This is a genomic window from Kluyvera intermedia, assembly GCF_021440345.1.
Classification (GTDB): Bacteria; Pseudomonadota; Gammaproteobacteria; order Enterobacterales; family Enterobacteriaceae; genus Kluyvera; species Kluyvera intermedia_A.
The window spans coordinates 1-21,402 of sequence record NZ_JAKCNS010000130.1 but is presented as its reverse complement, the minus strand read 5'-3'; the positions used below and the strand labels follow the sequence as shown (position 1 = coordinate 21,402).

The 21,402-nt window shown below is 49.5% G+C and carries 19 protein-coding genes; 6 read left to right on the top strand and 13 right to left on the bottom strand.

Features of this window, described 5'->3' with window-relative positions; translation table 11 throughout:
• A partial coding sequence (locus LZ634_RS22705) for a restriction endonuclease (protein ID WP_234508875.1) occupies positions 1–772 on the bottom strand: 772 nt, incomplete at its 3' end.
• A 189-nt stretch (positions 773–961) separates the two neighbouring features.
• Positions 962–1,135, bottom strand: coding sequence for a YciY family protein (locus LZ634_RS22070; protein ID WP_234508876.1), 174 nt, complete (start codon positions 1,133–1,135; stop codon positions 962–964).
• A gap of 143 nt (positions 1,136–1,278) precedes the next feature.
• Here LZ634_RS22070 and cls point away from each other — a divergent pair, with 143 nt between their 5' ends.
• A complete protein-coding gene (cls, locus tag LZ634_RS22065; protein ID WP_234508874.1) occupies positions 1,279–2,739 on the top strand; it encodes a cardiolipin synthase in 1,461 nt (486 codons plus the stop codon).
• Positions 2,740–2,772: 33 nt separating this feature from the next.
• On the top strand, positions 2,773–3,102 hold the full coding sequence (locus LZ634_RS22060) for an HI1450 family dsDNA-mimic protein (RefSeq protein WP_052284415.1): 330 nt from the start codon (positions 2,773–2,775) through the stop codon (positions 3,100–3,102).
• A 73-nt stretch (positions 3,103–3,175) separates the two neighbouring features.
• Here the strand turns inward: LZ634_RS22060 and LZ634_RS22055 are convergent, their stop codons facing one another.
• The 7 genes from LZ634_RS22055 to LZ634_RS22025 all read right to left on the bottom strand — a co-directional run bounded on the left by LZ634_RS22055 (position 3,176) and on the right by LZ634_RS22025 (position 11,074).
• On the bottom strand, positions 3,176–4,012 hold the full coding sequence (locus LZ634_RS22055; protein ID WP_414467755.1) for an ion transporter: 837 nt from the start codon (positions 4,010–4,012) through the stop codon (positions 3,176–3,178).
• Positions 4,013–4,063: 51 nt separating this feature from the next.
• Positions 4,064–5,068 carry a murein tripeptide/oligopeptide ABC transporter ATP binding protein OppF gene (oppF, locus tag LZ634_RS22050; RefSeq protein ID WP_234508872.1) on the bottom strand — a complete coding sequence of 335 codons (1,005 nt, stop codon included), beginning with the start codon at positions 5,066–5,068 and terminating at the stop codon, positions 4,064–4,066.
• The gene (locus tag LZ634_RS22045; protein WP_234508871.1) at positions 5,065–6,060 is read right to left on the bottom strand and encodes an ABC transporter ATP-binding protein; all 996 of its coding nucleotides are present in this window, start codon (positions 6,058–6,060) and stop codon (positions 5,065–5,067) included. Before LZ634_RS22045 ends, oppF begins: the two co-directional genes overlap by 4 nt.
• Before the next feature lie 11 nt (positions 6,061–6,071).
• A complete protein-coding gene (oppC, locus tag LZ634_RS22040; RefSeq protein WP_234508870.1) occupies positions 6,072–6,980 on the bottom strand; it encodes an oligopeptide ABC transporter permease OppC in 909 nt (302 codons plus the stop codon).
• A gap of 14 nt (positions 6,981–6,994) precedes the next feature.
• Positions 6,995–7,915, bottom strand: a complete 921-nt coding sequence (gene oppB / locus LZ634_RS22035; RefSeq protein ID WP_234508869.1) for an oligopeptide ABC transporter permease OppB — start codon at positions 7,913–7,915, stop codon at positions 6,995–6,997.
• Positions 7,916–8,036: 121 nt separating this feature from the next.
• Positions 8,037–9,668, bottom strand: coding sequence for an oligopeptide ABC transporter substrate-binding protein OppA (oppA, locus tag LZ634_RS22030; protein WP_234508868.1), 1,632 nt, complete (start codon positions 9,666–9,668; stop codon positions 8,037–8,039).
• A gap of 758 nt (positions 9,669–10,426) precedes the next feature.
• The gene (locus tag LZ634_RS22025; RefSeq protein ID WP_234508867.1) at positions 10,427–11,074 is read right to left on the bottom strand and encodes a YchE family NAAT transporter; all 648 of its coding nucleotides are present in this window, start codon (positions 11,072–11,074) and stop codon (positions 10,427–10,429) included.
• A gap of 496 nt (positions 11,075–11,570) precedes the next feature.
• On the opposite strand from LZ634_RS22025, the gene adhE reads away from it, so the two are divergent.
• The gene (gene adhE, locus LZ634_RS22020) at positions 11,571–14,240 is read left to right on the top strand and encodes a bifunctional acetaldehyde-CoA/alcohol dehydrogenase (RefSeq protein WP_234508866.1); all 2,670 of its coding nucleotides are present in this window, start codon (positions 11,571–11,573) and stop codon (positions 14,238–14,240) included.
• A 166-nt stretch (positions 14,241–14,406) separates the two neighbouring features.
• Here the strand turns inward: adhE and tdk are convergent, their stop codons facing one another.
• A complete protein-coding gene (tdk, locus tag LZ634_RS22015) occupies positions 14,407–15,036 on the bottom strand; it encodes a thymidine kinase (RefSeq protein ID WP_234508865.1) in 630 nt (209 codons plus the stop codon).
• A gap of 905 nt (positions 15,037–15,941) precedes the next feature.
• Here tdk and hns point away from each other — a divergent pair.
• Positions 15,942–16,355: a histone-like nucleoid-structuring protein H-NS gene (hns, locus tag LZ634_RS22010; protein ID WP_234508864.1), complete on the top strand. Its 414-nt coding sequence runs from the start codon at positions 15,942–15,944 to the stop codon at positions 16,353–16,355.
• 162 nt (positions 16,356–16,517) lie between these two features.
• On the opposite strand, the gene galU is transcribed toward hns, so the two are convergent.
• The 3 genes from galU to rssA form a co-directional block, all read right to left on the bottom strand.
• Complete coding sequence (gene galU / locus LZ634_RS22005; RefSeq protein WP_234508863.1) at positions 16,518–17,426, bottom strand: UTP--glucose-1-phosphate uridylyltransferase GalU; 909 nt, start codon at positions 17,424–17,426, stop codon at positions 16,518–16,520.
• Between the two features lie 316 nt (positions 17,427–17,742).
• The gene (gene rssB, locus LZ634_RS22000; protein ID WP_234508862.1) at positions 17,743–18,756 is read right to left on the bottom strand and encodes a two-component system response regulator RssB; all 1,014 of its coding nucleotides are present in this window, start codon (positions 18,754–18,756) and stop codon (positions 17,743–17,745) included.
• A 91-nt stretch (positions 18,757–18,847) separates the two neighbouring features.
• The gene (gene rssA / locus LZ634_RS21995; protein WP_234508861.1) at positions 18,848–19,759 is read right to left on the bottom strand and encodes a patatin-like phospholipase RssA; all 912 of its coding nucleotides are present in this window, start codon (positions 19,757–19,759) and stop codon (positions 18,848–18,850) included.
• 113 nt (positions 19,760–19,872) lie between these two features.
• Here rssA and LZ634_RS21990 point away from each other — a divergent pair, with 113 nt between their 5' ends.
• Together LZ634_RS21990 and purU are read left to right on the top strand one after the other, a co-directional pair.
• Positions 19,873–20,331, top strand: coding sequence for a YchJ family protein (locus LZ634_RS21990; RefSeq protein WP_234508860.1), 459 nt, complete (start codon positions 19,873–19,875; stop codon positions 20,329–20,331).
• Between the two features lie 46 nt (positions 20,332–20,377).
• The gene (gene purU / locus LZ634_RS21985; protein ID WP_234508859.1) at positions 20,378–21,220 is read left to right on the top strand and encodes a formyltetrahydrofolate deformylase; all 843 of its coding nucleotides are present in this window, start codon (positions 20,378–20,380) and stop codon (positions 21,218–21,220) included.
• Positions 21,221–21,402 lie beyond the last annotated feature (182 nt).

Below are 21,402 nucleotides of genomic sequence, written 5' to 3'. Positions count from 1 at the left end.
ACTTGTTCGCACCTTCCCTAGCTGAAGGTGTGTAAGTGTTATTCGTTACCACGGCGCCACGGTTCGCACCATAAAATCCGACGCCAGCAATAACCTCCTGTACGGCTTTATTACCGACGGGAGAAGAATATTTTTTGCACTGGACGGCTAACATTATTCCGTTTCTATTAGCCAAAACATCTACCCCCTGGTCGCCAGAACCCTGAGTCACTCGGGCTTCCCATCCCTGTTGTCGTAAAATATCAGCGCAGAGGTGTTCATACTCTATCGGGGAAAGATTATCAGCAAATTCACTCTTTATCGGGTGTTCTTGTAGATGGTTTTCAATGAGTTCTTCCAGAATAAAATTCTGGTCCATCCGGTCAATCCCTGAGTAATAGGGTCTGGAGCAAGGCACATAGTTTAGCTTTGAAAGATAATACTCCTTTTCCTTAAGCCATTTTTCTTTGATGACATTCCCATAATCATCTTGTGTTATGAGGACATTCCGTTTCCTCGCTAATACCGGGAGGTGCTTTGACACTTCTTCCATGAACTGCTGCTCATCGTTTTCTCTTGCCTGCCGGGTCATAACACTGATTTCTTCATCCCATTTATCAGAATAAACTTTCGATGAAAAATAATTAATCACCAATGCTCCCACCGCAATTAAAAGGATAAGAATAAAATTATCGACGCCGCCGAGCAGAAGGAAGATGACCAATATCACCATAGCAATGATCATCGGACGTGTTTTGTTCTTAACGTAAAGGTTTTTAGGTACGTATTCCACACCGGCTCCATCGGAATGCACTGTAATTCAGCCAATTATAATGCTGACAAAAATAACTGCAATCAATGAGTTGTGTAGGATTCAGTGAAGCAAGAAGGAAGGTCTTTTGAGAAATATATTTGGATATGCCCCTAACGCAACGCCAGCAAAAGAGACAGAGGGCACCATGAACGGTGCCCTTTTTTACCATCAGAGTTCGTAAATAGCGTAAAGCAGGCAATTGCGCTGCCGGCCGACAATGCACTTTCTGATGGAATGGATGCGCATGTTACGACGTGACTGAGACTCCAGCCAACGTGATTTACGACGGCTTGCTTGTCTCAGCATCCGCCAGCGCCCCACTTCGGGTCTACTACGCTTCATTTCTAACGCTCTTTCTAATAAAGACGGCTCATTATAGCCCCTTGCCAAATGCTGACCAGCGCTTTCTCGTCGTGTTTTTATTTGCCAGATGTCTCTCGATGCGTAAACTCTTAACAACTGGCTTTCAAAAGGATTTTCGAAATATGACAACCGTCTACACCGTAGTAAGTTGGATGGCTATTCTGGGGTACTGGTTGTTAATCGCCGGGGTAACATTACGTATTCTCATGAAGCGCCGTGCGGTGCCGTCGGCGATGGCCTGGTTGCTTATCATTTATATCCTGCCGCTGGTCGGGATCATCGCCTATCTGTCTTTGGGCGAATTGCATCTTGGTAAACGTCGGGCCGAACGTGCCCGCGCCATGTGGCCCTCTACGGCGAAATGGCTCAACGACCTCAAAGCCTGTAAGCATATCTTTGCCGAAGACAATAGCCAGGTGGCGTCTTCGCTATTTAAACTCTGCGAGCGCCGCCAGGGTATTGCCGGTCTTAAAGGCAATCAGCTGCAGCTATTAACGGAAACCGACGACGTCATGCAGGCGCTTATCCGTGATATCCAGCTCGCACGACATAACATCGAAATGGTCTTCTATATCTGGCAGCCCGGCGGCATGGCCGATCAGGTCGCGGAATCACTGATGGCTGCGGCACGCCGTGGGGTTCATTGTCGCCTGATGTTAGATTCCGCTGGCAGCGTCGCTTTTTTCCGTAGCCCATGGGCTGCGATGATGCGTAATGCTGGGGTTGATGTCGTTGAAGCACTTAAGGTCAATCTAATGCGCGTATTTTTACGACGCATGGACTTACGTCAGCATCGTAAAATGATCATGATCGACAACTATATTGCCTATACCGGCAGTATGAATATGGTCGATCCACGCTTCTTTAAACAGGACTCCGGCGTCGGGCAATGGATCGATCTGATGGCGCGTATGGAAGGACCAATCGCCACCGGTATGGGAATTGTTTATTCCTGTGACTGGGAAATTGAAACCGGCAAACGTATTTTACCGCCAACGCCGGATCTCAATATTACGCCGTTTGAGGAAGCTAGCGGTCATACCATTCAGACGATCGCCTCGGGCCCGGGTTTCCCGGAAGATTTAATCCATCAGGCATTACTGACCGCAGCATATTCCGCACGCGAATACCTGATAATGACCACCCCATACTTCGTCCCCAGCGACGACCTGCTGCATGCCATCTGTACCGCAGCGCAGCGCGGTGTGGACGTCAGCATTATTATGCCGCGCAAGAATGATTCGGTGCTGGTCGGCTGGGCCAGCCGCGCATTCTTTACCGAACTGCTGGCGGCCGGGGTCAAAATTTATCAGTTTGAAGGTGGTCTGCTGCATACCAAGAGCGTGCTGGTCGATGGAGAACTCAGCCTTGTCGGCACAGTGAATCTCGATATGCGCAGTCTGTGGCTCAATTTTGAAATAACGTTGGTCATTGACGATGCTGGATTTGGCGCCGATCTTGCAGCCGTTCAGGACGATTATATTTCACGCTCGCGCTTGTTAGATGCGCGGTTGTGGGTGAAACGTCCCTTCTGGCACCGTATTGCCGAGCGGCTGTTTTACTTCTTCAGCCCGTTGCTGTAAAACGTGCCCATCAGAACTTAACAGGTAGTCATTATGGATATGGATTTGAACAATCGCCTGACCGAAGATGAAACGCTCGAACAGGCCTACGACATTTTTCTCGAACTGGCTGGCGATAACCTCGACCCGGCGGATATCATTCTTTTCAACCTGCAGTTTGAAGAGCGCGGCGGTGCTGAACTGTTTGATCCGTCTGAAGACTGGAAAGAACATGTCGATTACGACCTTAACCCTGATTTCTTCGCAGAAGTCGTGATTGGCCTGGCCGAGACCGATGGCGGCGAATTAAACGATATTTTCGCACGCGTTCTGCTGTGTCGCGAAAAAGACCACAAACTCTGCCATATTCTCTGGCGTGAGTAAAAAATCAGGGCAGCGACGCTGCCCTTTTTTTATGCCCGCTATTCTATATCCAATCCGTGGTGTCTGAGACGCGTTACAGCTTATGAGGTAAGACGGTACCACAATTATTGCAGTACAGCGCACGAGGCTCGTGATCGCGCTGTTTACAGTGCGGGCATACGCGCTCCTGACGCCGCTTTTGGAATTCATTGGTCAACTGTGCGCTAATAATCCCGGTCGGAATCGCAATCACGGAATAGCCGATTAAGATAAGAACAGAGGCCACCATTCTACCCGCCGCCGTATGCGGCGTAATATCGCCATAGCCGACCGTCGTCACCGTCACAATCGCCCAATACACCGACGTGCTAAGAGTGGTAAAACCGTTCACTGGCCCTTCAATGCCGTACATCAACGACCCAGCCACAATCATGACGATGCCAATGAAAGCGTAGAACAAAATCAACTGATGGCGAGAATTGACGATAGCGCCCCATAGACTATTGAGCGCCGGCATCAGCCGCAGTAATTTCAGGATACGCAGTACTCGAATCACGCGCATCGCGCGCCAGGCGAAAAGATATTCCACGCCAATTTGGGGCCATAGCATGATCACGTAAAACGGCAGAATGGTCGCGAGGTCGATAAATCCCCAAAAGCTAAACACATAGCGTGCGGGGTTAGGCCAGCAGAAAAGCCGCAGGAAATATTCGCAAGTGAAGACCAGCGTAAAGGCAATTTCCAACCACACAAAAGCATGCCATTCATCGTAGGTCAGATGGTAGGTCGTGCCGATACCCGACTCAATAAAGATGGCGATAACGCTTAATAAGGCGAATAAACCGCACAGCGCTTCAAAGCGTCGGCTGGAATGCGTACGTTGATCGAACAGAAAATGATAAAGACGATGGCGCAAAGCGCTAATAGCCACCACGTTGTAACCTCGTATAAAAAAGGGCTGGCAACTTGCCAGCCCTGACGATTATAACGGGTCAACCTTCAGACAGGAAACCGCGTGGCGGAAACTTCCCTCCAGAAGCGGACGGGTTTTCGCACATTCTGGCCCTGCCAACGGGCAGCGAGTACGGAACACGCAGCCTGACGGCGGATTGATCGGTGAAGGTAGTTCCCCTTCCAGCAGCTGAATGGTTTTATTTTGCTCCAGATCCGGATCGGGAACCGGCACAGCAGACATCAATGCTTTGGTATAAGGGTGCAGCGGGTTGTTGTACACCTCATCATAGGTGCCCAACTCAACCGCATGACCCAAATACATCACCAGGACACGGTCGGAGATGTGCTTCACTACCGCCAGGTCATGGGCGATAAAGATCAGCGACAGCCCCATCTCACGCTGCAACTGTTGCAGCAAGTTGACCACCTGAGCCTGAATCGAAACATCGAGCGCTGATACTGGCTCATCGCAGATAATCAGCTTCGGCTCAAGGATCAGCGCACGGGCGATCCCGATACGCTGGCACTGGCCGCCGGAAAACTCATGCGGATAACGGTTGACCAGGTTTGGCAGCAACCCGACCTTCATCATCATGGTCTTCACTTTGTCGCGCACTTCTTCACGCGGCATTTTCGGATAATAGGTTCGCAGCGGTTCGGCAATAATTTCGCCGATAGTCATGCGCGGGTTCAGCGATGCCAGCGGATCCTGGAAAATCATCTGAATATCACTGCGTACATCGCGCCATTCACTCGGCTTCATCCCTAAAAGATCTTTGCCAAGCCATGCCACTCTGCCGTCTGTCGCTTTCACCAGGCCAATAATGGCGCGGGCAAACGTCGACTTACCGCAGCCGGACTCGCCAACTACGCCCAGCGTTTCGCCTTCGTATAGACGAAGCGTGACGCCGTCTACCGCCCTCAGTGATTTTGGCGGCTGCCAGAACCACTGCTTGCCATCTTTAATTTCGAAATGGACCTTTAAATCTGCAATCTCGAGCAGAACTTTTCTTTCGTCAGTTACGGCGCTCATACCAGCTCCCCCACGTTTCTATAGCAGGCGCGTAAGCGGCCTGGTGCAAACTCTTCCAGCGGCGGCGCGCTGTTGCATGACTCTATCGCATGCGGACAACGAGGCTGGAACGGGCAACCGGTCGGTAAACGCAACAGGTTTGGAGGATTGCCAGGAATGGTGAGCAGTGATTCACCTTCCGCATCAAGACGCGGGACCGCGTTGAGCAAGCCGATAGAGTATGGGTGCGCCGGATGATAGAACACATCGCGTGCCTTGCCATATTCCATGGTTCGCCCGGCATACATCACCAGCACCTTGTCACAAATTCCGGCAACAACGCCAAGATCGTGGGTGATCATGATAATCGCGGTATTGAATTCGCGTTTCAGCTCATTCAACAGGGTCATAATTTGCGCCTGGACGGTCACATCCAGCGCGGTGGTCGGTTCATCAGCAATTAGCAATTTTGGCCGGCACATCAAGGCTATTGCAATCATGACGCGCTGACGCATACCGCCGGAAAATTCATGTGGATACATTTTCATGCGCTTACGCGCTTCTGGCATTTTCACCGCATCCAGCATTTTGACCGACTCTTCAAACGCCTCGGCCTTGCCCATGCCTTTATGCAGCATCAGCACTTCCATCAGCTGTTCACCCACCCGCATATACGGGTTCAGTGAGGTCATCGGGTCCTGGAAAATCATTGAAATCTGCTCGGCACGCAGCTTATTCAGCTCACGTTCAGGCAGGTTTAGAATTTCTTTACCGTTAAAAAGCGCCGACCCGCCAATCCGCCCATTACTGGCCAGCAGCCCCATTAAGGCAAATGCGGTTTGTGATTTACCCGAACCTGACTCACCGACGATCCCCAACGTCTCACCCGCCCGCAGGCTAAAGTTGAGATCGTTTACGGCTGTCACATCGCCATCAGGCGTTTTAAAGGTGACGCGCAGATCTTTAACGTCCAGCAGTCGCTGTGACGCGGTTGCCGTTTCAATTATGCTCATGGCAACACTCCTTAACGGTCTTTCGGATCGAGGGCATCACGCAGGCCATCGCCGATAAAGTTAAAACAAAACAGCGTCACCACCAGGAATCCAGCCGGGAACAGCAACAGCCACGCCGACACTTCCATCGAGTTAGCCCCGTCGCTTAACAGCGCACCCCAGCTACTCAGCGGCTCCTGGGTCCCCAGGCCTAAGAAGCTCAGGAAGGATTCGAACAGGATCATGCTTGGCACCAGCAGCGAGGCATAAACGACCACTACGCCCAGTACGTTCGGCACAATATGGCGCACGACGATGTTAAAGGTCGATACACCACCGACCTGCGCGGCTTCAATAAACTCTTTACGTTTCAGGCTAAGGGTCTGGCCACGAACGATACGCGCCATATCCAGCCAGGAAACCATTCCGATAGCCACGAAAATCAGCAGGATGTTTTGACCAAAGAAAGTCACCAGCAGGATGACGAAGAACATGAATGGGAAGGAATTGAGGATTTCCAGCAGGCGCATCATCACCGAGTCGACTTTACCGCCAAGATAACCTGATAACGAACCGTAAAGGGTCCCCACGATGACCGCTACCAGCGCAGCGGCAATCCCCACCATCAGAGAGATACGCCCACCAATTGCCACACGAACCAGCAAGTCGCGACCTGAAGAGTCAGTACCAAAGTAGTGCCCGGACGCCAGGTCCGGCGCGTTGGACATCATGCCCCAGTCAGTGTCGTAATAGGAAAACTGCGACAACATTGGCGCAAGGGTAACAAACAGCGCAATCAGCACCAGCACCACTAAACTGGCAACCGCCGCGCGGTTATGCATAAAACGCCGACGGGCGTCCTGCCACAGGCTGCGGCCTTCCACTTCCAGCTTCTCACTGAATTTTTCCAGTGCCTCGCTGTTTTTTTTACTTAATATCATGGCGAGCTCCAGCCTTAGTAACGGATTTTCGGGTCAATCACGGCGTAGAGAACATCCACTACCGCGTTAAACAGGATCGTCAATGCGCCGACCAGAATGGTCAGGCTCAGCACCAGAGAGTAATCGCGGTTAAGCGCCCCGTTGACGAAAAGCTGTCCAATACCCGGCAAGCCGTAGATCGTCTCAATGACCATTGAACCGGTAATAATACCGACGAAGGCAGGCCCCATATAAGAAAGCACCGGTAATAATGCAGGCTTTAACGCGTGACGGAAAATAATCCGCCGCATCGGCAGCCCTTTGGCGCGTGCGGTACGAATAAAGTTGGAGTGGAGAACTTCAATCATTGACCCACGAGTGATACGCGCAATGCTGGCAATATAAGCCAGAGAGAGCGCCACCATCGGCAGGATCATGAACTTAAGCGCCCCACCATTCCAGCCACCACCCGGTAGCCAGTGCAGCGTAATTGCGAAGATCATAACCAGGAGCGGCGCGACAACAAAGCTGGGTATCACCACGCCTGTCATTGCTATTCCCATGACGGCGTAATCCCATTTCGTATTTTGATTTAGCGCAGCAACAACGCCCGCACTAACGCCGAGAACTACCGCCAGGAAAAAGGCCGCAAAACCTAATTTCGCTGACACCGGGAAGCTTGAGGCTACCAGGTCATTCACGGAATAATCTTTGTATTTGAATGACGGCCCAAAATCGCCGTGCGCCAGTTGTTTCAGATAATTAAAATACTGGACGCCGATAGGATCGTTCAGGTGATATTTAGCTTCAATGTTCGCCATAACTTCAGGCGGTAGAGTACGTTCACCGGTAAATGGACTGCCCGGCGCAAGACGCATCATAAAGAATGAAATGGTAATAAGAATAAATAGTGTCGGAATCGCTTCCAGACAGCGACGTAATATAAATTTCAACATTGCCCGTACCTTCTGGCGTGTGCCTTTTACATGTCTTTGTAAGCCAGGCTTACGCGGTCATGTGATAGTGCGATGGAATAAGACACAGTGAGGCGGCACACTGCCGCCCCACGGATTGCCATTAATGCTTAATGATGTACAGATCTTTGGTGTAGATATTGTCCATCGGATCTTTACCGGTGTAACCCCCAACCCATGGTTTCACCAGACGGGCGTTCACATAGTAATAAACCGGAACGATAGCAGAGTCTTTGCCCAGCTGCTGTTCAGCTTTGTCATACAGCGCAGAACGCTGTGCTTCATCGGTTACTTTCAGCGTCTCTTTCATGATCGCATCAAACGCCGGGCTCTTATAGTGCGCGGTATTCATGGAGCTGTCGGACAGCATCGTGTTCAGGAAAGAAGTCGGTTCGTTGTAGTCAGCACACCAACCCGCACGTGCCACATCGTAAGTACCCTGATGACGGGTATCGAGGAAGGTTTTCCACTCCTGGTTCACCAGCTTCACATCCACGCCGAGATTTTTCTTCCAGATGGAGGCCGCGGCAATAGCCAGTTTTTTGTGCAGATCGGAGGTGTTGTACAGCAAGCTGAAGCTCAGCGGTTTATCGGCTGTGTAACCTGCTTCTGCCAGCAGCTTTTTCGCCTCAGCGTTACGCTGTTCTTGAGTCAGCTTGAACCAGTCTGGTTCAGTCAGCTTCGCGCCGTCAGTATAAGGAGGGGTGTAACCGTAAGCCGGTAAATCGCCCTGTGCTTTAACTTTGTTGGTGATAATGTCGCGATCCAGGCCCAGTTTCAGCGCAGTACGTACGCGCGCATCGTTGAACGGTGCTTTTTGGTTGTTAATTTCGTAGTAGTAAGTACACAGATATGGGTCAACGTGAACTTCGGTCGGGATCTCTTTTTTCAGTTTCTGGAACAGTTCGATCGGCAGGTTATTATAGGTCATGTCGATCTCACCGCTACGATAACGGTTGACGTCCGTGACTTCAGAAGAGATTGGCAGATAGGTGATTTGGTCGATAACAGTATCTTTGTTATCCCAGTAGTTCGGGTTGCGCTCCATTACAATGCGCTCATTCACCACCCAGTCTTTCAGTTTGTAAGCACCGTTGGTGACGATATTGGCAGGCTGAGTCCACTTCTCACCGAATTTATCGATGGCGGTTTTGTTGACCGGGGACATCGCCGGGTTCACCAGCAGTTTATAGAAATACGGCACCGGCTCGCTCAGCGTGACTTCCAGAGTATGGTCATCGATGGCTTTCACACCGAGATCGGTGGTCGGTTTTTTACCGTCGATGATTTCATCAACGTTCAGAATATGGCCATATTGCGGATAGCTCGCATATGGGGACGCGGTTTTAGGGTCTACCAGGCGCTGCCAGCTATACACGAAATCTTGTGCCGTGACTGGCTCACCGTTGGACCACTTCGCGTCTTTGCGCAGATGGAAGGTCCACACTTTAAAATCTTTGTTATCCCAGCTTTCGGCAACACCCGGGATTGGGTGACCATCTTTGGTCGAAGTGATCAGCAGGCCTTCAAACAGATCACGGCTGACGTTGGCTTCCGGTACACCCTCAATTTTGTTCGGATCCAGCGACTGTGGTTCTGCGCCGTTGTTGCGGATCATGGTTTGCTTATCTGCCAGTTTAACGCCTGCAGGAACCTCTGCGGCCGCTGCACTTCCTGCGATAAGAGCAGCGAAAACGCCTGCTGCAATGAGGCTTTTTTTTGTGATGATGGACATTGTGTTGATACTCCGTTCATTATTATTACTGACGTTTGTCAGCCTGTTTAGTGCCCTTTCGGGTTCCTGTGCAGCGCAGGAGATTTTTGCGTCTGCCAGGTCATTTACTGCTTGCTATCACCGACTTTTTATTACGGCCGCTCTTATGGCAACCTGACGTCGATTCATTTAAAGCCTCCCCCTGTCGGGAGACTTTTCTTATTCGGTTCATAACTGTTTACAACTGGAAACAGTTATCATTTACACAACTTTATGTTGCAAATAACTTAGGCCGGAAAGTACCAAATGACTCTCACCGTCGCCAATATAATTTGCAAATTTGTTAACCAATTCTCTTTTGCTCAACAATTCACAATCAGACCGACAGGTTAGTCGCCCGGCGAACATACCCGAAATCACTATTTATCAATTAGATATGTAAAAATCGTCTGCACTTACCCAGGTCAACCGTAAAATGTTTGTTTTTTGCACAAAAAATTAACAGTTGTTCATTTTTTAGCACATAACTCTGCATTGAAACTGAAATTACTAATATCATTTCAATTATCTAACAGCAAGCCCCAGAGTATCGTGTGAAAGAAATAACATTTACGCTGTGCATCGGAGAATCAATAAATTAGTGCATCAAATTGATATTTATTGATTTTTTTGAATCATTCGAATTGGTTATCTCTGCATGAAAACAGAGAAGGAGGGATAGGTTTTTCTGATATTAACGGCGCGCAAAAGGGTAAATCCCGTTGCGCGCCGCAGAGTAATTAACCGACCAGGCCTGGGAAGATCGATTTGATACCGGTGACGATAAATTCGATCCCCAACGCCATCAATAAAAGCCCCATGATGCGGGTCACTACGTTAATCCCCGTCTGGCCCAGCATGCGCACCAGCCACGGGGAGATGCGGAAGATCCCCCAACAGCACGCCGCAAACAGCGCAATGGAGAGAGAAAAACCGAGTAAATAAGAGAGGGAGTGATATCGAGTTCCCCACACGATGGTCGAGCTGATTGCCCCAGGCCCCGCCATCAGCGGTAAAGCCAGCGGTACCACGCCAAGGCTTTCGCGCACTGCGGTTTCTGATTGTTCCTGCTTATTCTGCTTATCCTCGCCCAGCTTGCCGCTGATCATCGACATCGCGATCGTCACCACCAGGATCCCGCCGGCAATACGGAAGGAATCAATGGATATACCGAATAACTGGAGAATGAAGTCACCGAGAAATAACGAGGTCAGCAAAATAATGGCGACTGAAAGACTGGCGGTCATGTTCGTTTTGTTTCGTACCGCCGCTGTCTGATAACTGGTCAGACTAATAAAGACGGGGATGAGCCCCACCGGGTTAACTAACGCAAAAAGCCCGATAAAGAACTTAAAGAAGATAGGAAAATCAAACAGCGTTTGAATCACAGGAACCCCGAAGAACCATTAAAAGTTGTAGTTGACGAACAACAAACCGCGAAATGCGCTGACAATACCCTTTTTATTAGCAGTGTTCATCTGAATTATCCATAAAAATAGGGGTAAAACAGAGTGTTATAGATTTGTGTAAACTATGCTAATGTTTCCACCACCGCTACTCACGATTGATTAACAGTTTCCGCGGTTTACTAAAAGCCCTCTGCTGAAAGGTGTCAGCTTAGCCTAAACTTGATTTAGATCACGTAAATCGTACTCAGAAGTGGGTAATCTGCTTACACCGAAAGGGATTCAGCCAGACAAATTAAGGCGTATCTCAGAAGGTTGGCTCCTTGGCTAAATAGAAGCTCTTTTAGTAAATCAGTGAATCAGTTTGTGAATAACGCTTTGTTTTCTTAACTTTTTCCCCAGCTGCAGGTGATTTGTCTATACTGACTTGTCGAGCAGATGATTCACTAAAAAAGTTTAACATTATCAGGAGAGCATTATGGCTGTTACTAATGTCGCTGAACTTAACGCACTCGTAGAGCGCGTAAAAAAAGCCCAGCGTGAATATGCCAGTTTCACTCAAGAGCAAGTTGACAAAATCTTCCGCGCCGCCGCTCTGGCCGCTGCAGATGCTCGAATCCCTCTCGCAAAAATGGCCGTTGCCGAATCCGGCATGGGTATTATTGAAGATAAAGTGATCAAAAACCACTTCGCTTCAGAATACATCTATAACGCCTATAAAGATGAAAAGACCTGTGGCGTGCTGGCTGAAGACCACACCTTCGGTACCATCACCATCGCTGAACCCATTGGCATCATCTGCGGTATCGTACCGACAACTAACCCAACTTCTACCGCTATCTTCAAATCGCTGATCAGCCTGAAGACGCGTAACGCCATTATCTTCTCTCCGCACCCACGTGCAAAAGATGCAACTAATAAAGCAGCGGATATCGTTCTGCAGGCAGCAATCGCTGCTGGCGCACCGAAAGATCTGATCGGCTGGATTGACCAACCATCTGTTGAGCTGTCTAACGCTCTGATGCATCACCCAGACATTAACCTGATCCTCGCGACCGGTGGTCCAGGCATGGTTAAAGCAGCATACAGCTCCGGCAAACCAGCCATCGGCGTTGGCGCAGGTAACACCCCTGTTGTTATCGACGAAACCGCTGATATCAAGCGTGCTGTTGCCTCTGTACTGATGTCTAAAACCTTCGATAACGGCGTAATCTGTGCTTCTGAGCAGTCCGTTGTTGTTGTTGACTCCGTATATGACGCTGTTCGTGAACGTTTCGCAAGCCACGGCGGCTACATGCTGCAGGGTAAAGAGCTGAAAGCCGTTCAGGACATCATCCTGAAGAATGGCGGTCTGAACGCCGCTATCGTTGGTCAGCCAGCGCATAAAATCGCTGAACTGGCAGGCTTCACCGTACCAGCAACCACCAAGATCCTGATTGGTGAAGTTAAGGTTGTTGACGAAAGCGAACCGTTTGCACACGAAAAACTGTCGCCAACGCTGGCAATGTATCGTGCGAAAAACTTTGAAGACGCTGTTGATAAAGCGGAAAAACTGGTTGCGATGGGCGGTATCGGTCATACCTCTTGCCTGTACACCGACCAGGACAACCAACCAGAACGCGTTGCTTACTTCGGTCAGCTGATGAAAACCGCGCGTATCCTGATCAACACCCCTGCTTCTCAGGGTGGTATCGGCGACCTGTATAACTTCAAACTCGCACCTTCCCTGACTCTGGGTTGTGGTTCATGGGGTGGTAACTCCATCTCTGAAAACGTTGGTCCTAAGCACCTGATCAACAAAAAAACCGTTGCTAAGCGAGCTGAAAACATGTTGTGGCACAAACTTCCGAAATCTATCTACTTCCGTCGTGGCTCACTGCCAATCGCGCTGGATGAAGTGATTACCGATGGTCACAAACGTGCGCTGATCGTGACTGACCGCTTCCTGTTCAACAACGGCTATGCAGACCAGATTACCTCTGTTCTGAAAGCGGCTGGCGTTGAAACTGAAGTGTTCTTCGAAGTTGAAGCTGACCCAACGCTGACTATCGTCCGTAAAGGTGCAGATCTGGCGAACTCCTTCAAACCAGACGTGATTATCGCGCTGGGCGGCGGTTCCCCAATGGATGCGGCCAAAATCATGTGGGTTATGTACGAACACCCAGAAACCCACTTCGAAGAACTGGCGCTGCGCTTTATGGACATCCGTAAACGTATCTACAAGTTCCCGAAAATGGGCGTGAAAGCGAAAATGGTTGCTATCACCACCACTTCCGGTACCGGTTCTGAAGTGACTCCGTTTGCAGTTGTTACCGACGATGCAACTGGCCAGAAATACCCACTGGCTGACTACGCGCTGACTCCAGATATGGCGATTGTCGATGCCAACCTGGTTATGGACATGCCGAAGTCACTGTGTGCTTTCGGTGGTCTGGATGCGGTTACTCACGCCCTGGAAGCTTACGTTTCCGTACTGGCTTCTGAGTTCTCTGACGGTCAGGCTCTGCAGGCTCTGAAACTGCTGAAAGAAAACCTGCCAGCGTCCTACCATGAAGGTTCTAAGAACCCGGTAGCCCGCGAGCGTGTTCACAGTGCAGCGACCATCGCCGGTATCGCGTTTGCTAACGCCTTCCTGGGTGTATGTCACTCCATGGCACACAAACTGGGTTCTCAGTTCCACATTCCTCACGGTCTGGCGAACGCCCTGCTGATCAGCAACGTTATTCGCTATAACGCGAACGACAACCCAACGAAACAGACTGCGTTCAGCCAGTACGACCGCCCACAGGCTCGTCGTCGCTACGCTGAAATCGCTGACCATCTGGGTCTGTCTGCACCGGGTGACCGTACTGCAGCTAAGATTGAGAAACTGCTGGGCTGGTTGGACGAAATCAAAGCTGACCTGGGTATTCCTAAGTCTATCCGTGAAGCTGGCGTGCAGGAAGCTGACTTCCTGGCACATGTCGACAAACTGTCTGAAGACGCGTTTGATGACCAGTGTACCGGCGCGAACCCACGTTATCCGCTGATTGCTGAACTGAAACAAATTCTGCTGGATACTTTCTACGGTCGTGAATACGTAGAAGGTGTAGTAGAAGAGAAGAAAGAAGCAGCTCCAGCTAAAGCTGAGAAAAAAGCGAAGAAATAATTCGCCTCATCTCTGCTGAAAAGCAAGTTATCAAGCCCCATCTTTGATGGGGCTTTTTTTATGCGTCAAAACCAGAATAGCGATGTTGTTGATGGCAAAGCATCAGGGCAGCATCCCTGCCCCTTATCAACGCCTGATAAGAGGCAGGAAACGCGTCAGGAGACGATTAACGAGAACGGCAGGTATGGCGATGTTTATCCTGGATGAGGGTCAAGGAGCCCTTCTCCAGCGCTTCTTTATAGTGTTTGCGACAGACCGATACATAGCGCTCATTTCCACCGATAACCACCTGCTCCCCTTCGTTATACGGTCTTCCTTCCTGATCGAGACGTAACACCATGCTGGCCTTACGGCCGCAGAAGCAGATTGTTTTTAATTCCACCAGCTTGTCTGACAGCGCCAATAAATACTGACTACCGCCAAATAGCTCGCCGCGGAAGTCTGTTCTCAGTCCGTAGCACAATACCGGGATATCAAGATTGTCGACCACGTCAGAAAGCGCGTAGACCTGCTCACGCGTCAGGAACTGGCATTCATCGACCAGTACGCAGTTAACCGGCTCACGCGCATTCTCAGCATTAATTTCATCAAACAGATTACTGTCCTGGTTAAACAGCTTCGCCGGTGAAGAAAGGCCAATACGGGAGCTGACTTTACCCGCACCGAAGCGATCGTCTATTTCAGCGGTATAAACGATGGTGCGCATACCGCGCTCCTGGTAATTGTATGATGACTGCAGCAGGGCCGTAGACTTCCCAGCATTCATCGCTGAGTAGTAAAAATAAAGTTGTGCCATTGGCTGAAAATCCTAATCGATACGTTTTTTTAAACGGCCGCAGTGTAACATATTTTACCCTCTTGCTTCCTGCGTCATCCCGTCATTGTGTATGAACGCACACTCCGCTCGCCATACGCCCTTAAAGACGCAGGTTTCCGCGTTAACCATAATGAACAACGCGGTATTCCCAACGGCTTATATTGGTCCCTAATTACAATTAACATCATCATATGACTGAATTATCTAGTTTTTCCGCGTGAGTAAACCAGCAGCATCAGGATGTTGATATGATTAAATAGCTAGCATGATGAATAGTTGAAAATTTTAATGAGTCCAACATAAAAAACGCGACCATTACCAAATTGTGTAGCGATATACTGGGCATTGTTATCTGTAAATTAAACAGTTTCCGGCTGAAATAACATCGTCATAACGCAGGTCTTAAACCTGCCTCCTCTTTAGCACACAGCGTATTGCGGCCTCAGACATTGAACTTTGTTATCATATCACTGCAATTTACCCGTACAGGCAAGAAGGTAAATAGATAAGTGCCGGTTAAGAAAATCGATACCACTGCCTCGCCAGGGCGCAAAGTGGTTGAGGAACGTAACGATTCAGAAGCTATAAAACGATACACAAAATGGACACCTGCAGGCTAATACATAAGGTTGATATTTATCCATACGGAGTATATTTATGCGCAAGCCCCCACCTGCATACCGCGCCTTATCCTGTTACCCCTGCTGCAATAACTCGCACCAGGTGTGTATAGTTGCGGACAATTTAACTTATAAATATTAATAACAGCACCAAATAACACGTTATTTTGAATTCCTTACATTCTTCCCTATTGCACAACTGATTTTATCGCTCTATTATTACAGCAACAAACCACCCCACAATATAAGTTTGAGAATACGACAATGAGCGAAGCACTTAAAATTTTGAACAACATCCGTACTCTTCGTGCGCAGGCAAGAGAATGCACCCTTGAAACGCTTGAAGAAATGCTGGAAAAATTAGAAGTTGTTGTTAACGAACGCCGCGAAGAAGATAACGCTGCTGCTGCAGAAATCGAAGAACGCACTCGTAAACTGCAACAATATCGCGAAATGCTGATTGCTGATGGTATTGATCCGAACGAACTGCTGAATAGCATGGCTGCTGCTAAAACTGGCACCAAAGCTAAACGCGCTGCTCGTCCTGCTAAATATAGCTACATTGATGAGAACGGCGAAACCAAAACCTGGACTGGCCAGGGCCGTACTCCAGCTGTAATCAAAAAAGCGATGGACGAACAGGGTAAATCCCTGGACGATTTCCTGATCAAGGATTAATCCTTACGCTTCGCGAAAAATCCCGCTTCGGCGGGATTTTTTATATCTGACAAATGCCATACCCTGATAACTTCCCCATCCAAAAAAGTACATTTCTTATCCATTCGCATTATTTAGATATAAAAAAACCGGGTTTCCCCGGTTTCAGTGGTCATCGCCAAATTACTTCGCGATACCCAGTGTATCCTGCAGCCAGGCTTTGAAATCTTCGCCCAGCGTATTGTGACGGATGCCGTATTCAACAAACGCCTGCATATAACCCAGTTTATTACCGCAGTCATGGCTCTTGCCTTTCATGTGGTACGCTTCAACGGTTTCTTTTTCAATGAGCATATCGATAGCGTCGGTTAACTGGATTTCATCACCTGCTCCCGGAGGCGTTTTCGCTAACAGAGGCCAAATTTCAGCGCTCAGTACGTAGCGGCCTACAACGGCGAGATTAGATGGTGCAACGTCGGCTTTAGGTTTCTCTACTACACCAACCATAGGTACGCTGTCGCCTGGGTTTAAGGTCGCCCCTTTGCAATCAACAACCCCATAGGCAGTCACGTCGGCAACCGGCTCCACCATAATCTGGCTAGCGCCCGTTTCGTTATATCGCGCCATCATATCGGCCAGGTTATCACGGCTCAGATCGGACTCATATTCATCCAGAATTACGTCTGGCAGAATCACCGCTACCGGTTCATCACCGACAACCGGATGCGCGCACAGCACCGCGTGTCCAAGCCCTTTAGCCAGCCCCTGACGGACCTGCATAATGGTGACGTGCGGTGGGCAGATAGACTGAACTTCTTCCAGAAGCTGACGTTTAACACGCTTTTCCAGCATCGCTTCAAGTTCAAAGCTGGTATCAAAGTGGTTTTCGATCGAATTCTTAGATGAATGGGTAACCAGCACAATTTCAGTGATACCAGCTGCAATACACTCGTTCACGACATACTGAATTAAAGGCTTATCCACCAGCGGCAACATTTCCTTAGGAATTGCTTTCGTCGCCGGTAACATCCTTGTCCCTAATCCCGCAACCGGGATTACAGCCTTTCTTACTTTCGAATTTAGGGCAGCCATTAAAATCTCCTGAACTGTTCAAACTTTGAACTTGCTCGTTAATTAAGTACGCATCGAGTATATCATTACAGCCTCATGAGGCTGGTCTGAAAAGGATACGTTGACCTCGAATTAAGATTTATACTCAAGACGTTGAGCTGAAGGAGGAGCGTTTCCCATTGTCCCTGATAGCTCGTTAAACATACCAACGATGATAACGGGTCTGACCAACGCACCAGCACGCTGAAACATGACGAGTATATCCACATCAATTTACAGATAGTATCACTCCGGCAGATAAGCCGTTAAAGCTATCCCTGTAAAAAAATGCGTTTGCTCATTCCGCAGACAACATTAAGCGTAAACGCCCACCATTTCCCCAAACCTGACACTGCCATGAAGTACAGCGCTGACTAATTTGGTTTAGATAAGCGTTTCCTAACGTACCAAGCGGCACGCCATTACTTATTTGAATTTGATGTTCGCCGGTATTTAATGTGCCGTTCAACCCGGCTGATACCAGAATCAGATTTTTTAACCCGCTGTGATAATAACCCACCAGTAACGGGAATTGTCCTGGAAGGTTGGCTTGCCGCAGCAGTTGATTAACCTGTTTTAGCAGGCTCCCTAATTCTGGTAGCCGTTGCCCCTGATGAGAGAGCTGTTCTTGCAACAGGCCATTAAATAGTACACGCAGTAATAACGCGGCTAATACCCCGTTATCGCCTGCTCGTGTAACATCCAGACAATAAAAAGCCAAATCGTGTTCCGATAATGGCGCAATATCCAGAACCAATCCCGGCGCATCGACCGCCATGAGCTGGCGATAATTTATCCGGCAGTGCGATATTTTTTGCTGTACCGGCGGCTGTAACTCTTGTAACAATTTTGCCGCCGCCGTTGGATTGTTAACCAGCGCATCCCAATCTTCAAATAACCGCTCTTCTTCTTCTACGCGGGAATTAAACATATTGGGATAGAGGCAGGCCAACACGGTTTCCCGCAAGCGATTCAGATCTTTGACCGGTTTTAATAATACATCCTGAACACCAAGGCGTAGCGCTTTGGCAATATCAGCCATATTTTCGGTGGCAGAGATGATAAGGATCGGCAAAGTGTCACCGGCATTACGCAGATGCTCGACCAGCTGTAGGCCATTCATCCGCGGCATCGCCAGATCGCAAATCATCAGATCGGGTTTTTGATTCGCCATCTGCGTTAATGCATCGACACCGTCCTGCGCCAGGAGAGTGCTCGCGCCAAGCGACGAAAGCCATGAATCCATAAGTGAGCGGAAAACGGGCTCGTCTTCGACAATCAAAATCTGTTTTCCCGCCAACGGCTGCGTCATGATGTCTCCCCTGCCTGACGATAAGTAAATAGTGGCATGCTATTGTGATTATCGCCTTTCAGAATTTGCTGAAGTAGTCGAAAAAAATACCTTAAGTGGAACTTTGCACTAAAGGCAAAAGCTCATCTGTCTTTTTTTCAACCGCTTGTTGACCAGCGGCGATTGCAGACGATGCTCTATGAAAATCTAGCGTCGAGATCTGGGGGCAAAACGGTTGTAAGAGGATATCCGGCGGATCTCCAGCCATACGGTTACGCTTAAGCCGATTTTCAAGCACCTGGATCGAGGTGGTCATAATTTCCATCGCCGTCGGCGCAACGACTGAGCGACGGGCAGCTACTCGCCCCAGGCGGGAACGCAAACGCTCATGCCATGATAGCTCATCCTCCGAGCCATTTATCTCGCTATCAGGCTGAATATTGACGGACAGGAGATCCTGCTGCATAAGATGTGCGTCATGTTGCAAATCGACAGCAATCACAATGTCAGCACCCAGCGCACGTGTTAACGAGACCGGTACCGGGTTTACCACCGCGCCATCCACCAACCAGTAACCGTTGTGCTGAACCGGCGCCATCAGGCCTGGAATACTGCACGACGCCCGCACGGCCATATGCAGATCGCCTTCGGTAAACCACAGCTCGCGACCGGTACTCAGATTGGTCGCTACCGCAGCAAAACGACGCTCGCAGTGTTCAATCATTTCGGTGGGCATAATTTGTCGATAGTGATTAAACACGCGCTCGCCGCGAAGCAGCCCTCCCCGGCGCCAGGAAAGATCCATTAACCGCAGGACATCCCAATAGCCAAACGAGCAAACCCATTTTTCCAGTGCAGGAAGACGATTGCTGGCGTAGGCAGCACCTACCAGTGAACCGATAGAACACCCAGCGACGATATCAATCTCAATGCCCATCTTTTGAAGCGCTTTAATGACGCCAATATGCGACCAGCCTCGCGCTGCCCCTGAACCTAACGCCAGGCCAATTTTGATTTTTCTCATTATTCCCGGTGAACTTCCTCTTGCTTCTGGCGTGGCATCATTGCCATCGCTCGGTTAACATAGTGCTATCAGGCGTAATTGCGCCATTATTCTGTCGATACAGGGAGACATCTTTGTCTGAACTTTGCCCATGTGGCAGCGCTCTCGAGTATAGCTTATGTTGCCAGCGTTATCTGTCCGGTAACGAACGTGCTCCAGACCCGTCACAGCTTATGCGTTCCCGCTATTGCGCCTTCGTCATGAAAGATGCAGATTATCTGATTGGAACCTGGCACCCATCCTGTCAGGCCGAAACTTTTCGTGCCGACATTGAGAAAAATTTCGCTCATACCGAGTGGCTAGGTCTGACCGTTTTTGCCACCGAGGAGAGTCGTAACCCCGGTGAAGGCTTTGTCAGTTTTGTCGCCCGTTTTAGTGAAAATAACAAGAACGGAGCCATCATTGAACGTTCACGATTCTTACAAGAAAACGGGCAATGGTACTATATAGACGGCACACGGCCAGTCATTGGTAGAAACGATCCCTGCCCATGCGGTTCAGGTAAGAAATTTAAAAAATGCTGCGGGCAATAGACCCGATAACAGCTTCGCAAACATCATCAACAGGATTTACCCGGCAATGCACTCGATTCAACGAAAAATTCTGCGCACCATCTGCCCTGACCAGAAAGGCCTGATCGCGCGTATCACCAACATCTGCTACAAGCACGAACTCAATATCGTGCAGAACAACGAATTTGTCGATCACCGTACCGGGCGCTTCTTTATGCGTACCGAGCTGGAAGGGATCTTCAATGACACCACTCTACTCGCAGATTTAGACAGTGCGCTGCCGGAAGGTTCCGTGCGTGAACTGACCCCGGCGGGACGTCGTCGCATCGTTATTCTGGTGACTAAAGAGGCCCACTGTCTGGGCGACCTGCTGATGAAGGCCAACTACGGCGGGCTGGACGTTGAGATTGCCGCAGTTATCGGCAACCATGAAACTCTGCGCTCGCTGGTTGAACGTTTTGATATTCCTTTCCAACTGGTCAGCCACGAAGGTCTGGCGCGTGAAGAACACGATAAGCTGATGGCCGATGCTATCGACGCGCATCAACCGGATTATGTTGTGCTGGCTAAATATATGCGCGTCCTGACGCCAGAATTTGTCGGCCGTTTCCCGAATAAGATTATCAACATTCACCACTCATTCCTGCCAGCGTTTATCGGCGCCCGCCCTTACCATCAGGCTTACGAACGCGGCGTGAAGATTGTTGGTGCCACCGCGCACTACGTGAACGATAACCTGGATGAAGGCCCAATCATTATGCAGGACGTTATTCACGTCGATCACACCTACACGGCGGAAGATATGATGCGTGCCGGGCGTGACGTTGAGAAAAACGTATTGAGCCGCGCACTTTATCAGGTACTGGCCCAGCGCGTGTTCGTTTACGGTAACCGGACGATTATTCTTTAATCGCTAGCGAAATGAATTGATTAGCTTTAATCCGTTACGGATGAAAAGTACGCAAACAGTTCATTTTCGATAAAGGAATACTTTACAGCGGCGCGTCATTTGATATGATGCGCCCCGCTTCCCGAGTAAGGAAGCAGGCCAGTAAGACCTAGCATTACCCCGTGGTGGGGTTCCCGAGCGGC